The 3,359-nt window shown below is 60.7% G+C and carries 4 protein-coding genes and 1 tRNA gene; 4 read left to right on the top strand and 1 reads right to left on the bottom strand.

Going from position 1 to position 3,359, the window contains the following annotated elements:
- Positions 1 to 1,083 (bottom strand): PLP-dependent aminotransferase family protein (locus ACIQ36_RS19520; protein WP_395832462.1); only part of this gene is annotated, 1,083 nt, incomplete at its 3' end.
- Positions 1,084 to 1,186: 103 nt separating this feature from the next.
- On the opposite strand from ACIQ36_RS19520, the gene ACIQ36_RS19515 reads away from it, so the two are divergent.
- The 4 genes from ACIQ36_RS19515 (at position 1,187) to ACIQ36_RS19500 (ending at position 3,183) form a co-directional block, all read left to right on the top strand.
- Positions 1,187 to 1,804, top strand: coding sequence for a LysE family translocator (locus ACIQ36_RS19515; RefSeq protein ID WP_395832460.1), 618 nt, complete (start codon positions 1,187 to 1,189; stop codon positions 1,802 to 1,804).
- A gap of 289 nt (positions 1,805 to 2,093) precedes the next feature.
- Complete coding sequence (locus ACIQ36_RS19510; RefSeq protein ID WP_045775659.1) at positions 2,094 to 2,420, top strand: integration host factor subunit alpha; 327 nt, start codon at positions 2,094 to 2,096, stop codon at positions 2,418 to 2,420.
- Positions 2,417 to 2,932, top strand: a complete 516-nt coding sequence (locus ACIQ36_RS19505) for a MerR family transcriptional regulator (RefSeq protein ID WP_395832458.1) — start codon at positions 2,417 to 2,419, stop codon at positions 2,930 to 2,932. The genes ACIQ36_RS19510 and ACIQ36_RS19505 overlap by 4 nt, the downstream gene beginning before the upstream one ends.
- A gap of 174 nt (positions 2,933 to 3,106) precedes the next feature.
- Positions 3,107 to 3,183, top strand: a tRNA-Pro gene (locus ACIQ36_RS19500).
- The last annotated feature ends 176 nt before the right edge of the window (positions 3,184 to 3,359 follow it).

Below are 3,359 nucleotides of genomic sequence, written 5' to 3'. Positions count from 1 at the left end.
GCGTGTGGCGGCCTCCTGTTTTAAGGCAACCATCAGCGTATCGACCGCCCGGTCTTCGAGCCAAGTGACCAGCAGAAAGCAAGAGAGCGGGGCGGCGGTTGTCGTGCTGCTGGCAAGGATGGCTTCGGCGGCGGCGGCGAAGGCAGGTGGCACCACCAGCCAGCCCATGCGCAGGCCGGGGCTGACAATTTTCGAGAGGCTACCGACGTAGAAAACCCGCTCGGGCGCAAGATGGGCGAGGGCGGGCGGGCCGCTATCGGCCAGCGGGGCATACACATCATCTTCCAAAATCCAGGCGTCATAGGCGCGACACAGGCGAACGATGGCCTCGCGGCGAGCGGCGGGCAGGGTGCTGGTCGTCGGATTATGGATCGTCGGCATTAGATAGATGGCCCCGCGCCGCCCTTCAGCTTTCAGCGCGTGAAGGCACCGTTCCAGCGCCTCGGGCAACAGCCCGTCCGCATCTGCGGCGATGGGGAGCGGGGTAATGCCGCGTCGGCGGCACAGGTCGAGAATTCCAGGGTAAGTGACGGGTTCCACCAGGATTTGCACCCCGGCGGCCTCCATCATATCGACGGCCACGGCGAGGGCCTGTTGCGCGCCATTGCACAAAAGCGTGCGCGCGCCGGTCGCGGGAATGCCCATGTCGCGCAGCCATCCCGCTTTTGCCTCCCGGTGATCGGCCCGCCCGGCGGGGGGAACATAGGCCCCGAAACTGGCGGCATCCAGGCGGCGGGCGAGCTTGCCCAGCGACATCGCTAAGAATTGATCCGACAGCATTTGCGGCGGCGCATTCAGGCTCAGGTCGAGCGGCGGGCTCAGGCTCAGGTCGCTATGACGTACAAACATGCCGCGCCCCTGGGCGCTGGTGACAAGGCCGAGGGCTTCGAGGCGCTGATAGGCTTTCGTGACGCTGCCAAGGCCGATCCCCAATCGATAGGCAAGGTCGCGGTGGGCGGGCAGGCGCGCGCCTGCCGGGATGCGCCCGGCGTGAATATCTTCTTCCAATGCCTGAGCCAGCCGGTCGGCGGGGCGGGCGGCGTTATCGCTCAGACGGGGGATCCAGGGGGAGGCGAGACGCATTGGATTTCCAAAATAGTGTCACGGAACACTATAGGTATTTTTTCAATTGTGTCACGGCTCTAAGCTTCCTTGTCCTCCCCTCGTCGATAGGAACTCTTGGACCATGACGCTCGATCTTCTTCTCGCTATCGCCGCTTACGCCTTTGTCACAACGATCACCCCCGGCCCGAATAATGCCATGCTGTTGGCCTCCGGTCTCACCTTCGGCTTTTGGCGCACCGGGCCGCATTTGTTAGGCATTGCCGTTGGTTTTGCCGGCATGGTGGCGGCGGTGGGTTTCGGGGCAGGCGAACTGTTTGAACGCATTCCGCATCTGCACGATATTTTGCGCGTGGTGGCAACGGCTTACCTGCTCTATCTCGCCTGGAAGATTGCTCACTCGGCCCCGATGGCGGGGGCGGGCGTTGATAGTATTGCGGATCAAAAGCCGTTCAGTTTCCTGCAAGCGGCGGCCTTTCAATGGGTTAATCCGAAAGCTTGGGTGATGGCCATCGGTGCCATCTCCACCTATGCAATGCCCGAGGCGTTTAGCCTGAGCGTGATCGTGATTGCGCTGTCGTTTCTGATCGTTGGCAGCCCCTGCATTGCTTGCTGGGCTGGGTTCGGGTCGCTGATGCGGCGGTTGCTGAGTAATCCGCGCCGGGTTCGGCAGATCAATATCGCCATGGCGGCGCTGCTGGTTGTCTCGGCGCTCTATCCTCTGATCGCCACCCTCGGATAGGCGCGGCGCAGATCGATAAAATGCGGTGAAAATCCTATTAAAAAAACATTAACGGTCAATGTCATAAATAGTTTTCTCAATCCATCACTTCATCTAAGCTGTGATAAGCCTGTAACAGAGCGCGGGTCGGGCAGGGTGTGGACATACCATAGGGTGTCGCGCTTTTCCGATTGCGGGATGGACTCAGGTTATGGTTCAGAAAGCCTACCCAATGCGTTGTTAGACAAACGCAATTGACGGATCGCCGCACTGGCGGTACGGTACGGGCTGATAGGTAAAGGGGGGCTCGATGACCGAAGAGACAGTAACTCGCGCTCAGCTTAGCGAGGCGGTCTATCAGGAAGTTGGATTGTCCCGAAACGAGTCCGCTCAACTGGTGGAAACGGTTTTGAAGGAAATCGCCGACGCGCTTGCCGACGGCGAGATGGTCAAAATCTCCTCCTTTGGCAGTTTCTCGGTGCGTAAAAAGGGCGAACGCATTGGCCGCAACCCCAAAACTGGGGAAGAAGTGCCAATCATGCCACGGCAAGTTTTAGTCTTTCGGCCGTCCCATGTTCTCAAGAACAGGATCAACGAAGGCATGCAGGCGGTTGAAACACGGGAGACGGGTGAATGAGCACCGCCGAGGTGACGGACCAGGGCGCGCGCCGCGTAACGAAATCGGCCAGCGCGTTCCGGACAATCAGTGAAGTTGCCGCCGATCTCGACGTGCCGCCCCATGTGCTGCGCTTTTGGGAAAGCAAATTTCCGCAGATTAAGCCGCTGAAACGCGGCGGCGGTCGCCGCTATTATCGCCCGGAAGACGTGGATTTGCTGCGTCGTATCCGCGAACTTCTGTATCGGGACGGCTATACGATTAAGGGCGTTCAGAAGCTTCTGAAAACCCCGAACGCCAAGCTGACCGATGAAGACCGTCTGGCCCCCGGCCAAGCGCCTGAAATGCCGTCGGAAGATGCCGATCTGCACCTGGAGCCGGTGGAAGTGCCCGCGGCCCCCCGTTTGCCGACCTTAGCGCTGTCGCGCGGGCCGGTGGCACTGCTGCCGATTGAAACGCGCGCCGTGATCGAAGATTCGATTGCCGAACTTGAGGCGGCGCATCGCGCGCTGATCCGCAGCCTGCCGCGCTAGTGTTCGGAAGCGAGATTTAGAAAAAGCGGCCCTTTCGGGTCGCTTTTTTTATGGGCGGTGTCCATAAACCCTTGGCATCCCATACAACCCCCGGCGTCGCCATCGCTTGCAAGCCCCGCACACCCCGTCTATAGTCGCCACCTGCTGCGGTGATAAGCCTTGGCACAAAACGGTCGGAGCGTAGCGCAGCCTGGTAGCGCATCAGACTGGGGGTCTGGGGGTCGCAGGTTCGAATCCTGTCGCTCCGACCAGCGAATTCAAGGGTTCCGTCGCTTCGGCGGCGAACTGGCCCTGGAGTGTGTGGGAATAGCGTGTGGGACTCGGCAAGGTGTGGGAACCAGACGAAGCCCTTAGCGCGCTAGATGCCGCCGCCTCCAGGGCCGCCCTTTTCTCCTTGTCAGCGACGGCAAGGTATCGCTGTGTCGTC

Source organism: Elstera sp., from assembly GCF_044372965.1.
Lineage (GTDB): Bacteria > Pseudomonadota > Alphaproteobacteria > Elsterales > Elsteraceae > Elstera.
Note: the sequence above shows the minus strand (reverse complement) of the source record. Positions and strands in the feature narration are given on the sequence as shown.

Coding starts and splice junctions, on each gene's coding strand:
- ACIQ36_RS19515 (WP_395832460.1), top strand. CDS start 1,187: ATGACGCTCGATCTTCTTCTCGCTATCGCCGCTTACGCCTTTGTCACA.
- ACIQ36_RS19510 (WP_045775659.1), top strand. CDS start 2,094: ATGACCGAAGAGACAGTAACTCGCGCTCAGCTTAGCGAGGCGGTCTAT.
- ACIQ36_RS19505 (WP_395832458.1), top strand. CDS start 2,417: ATGAGCACCGCCGAGGTGACGGACCAGGGCGCGCGCCGCGTAACGAAA.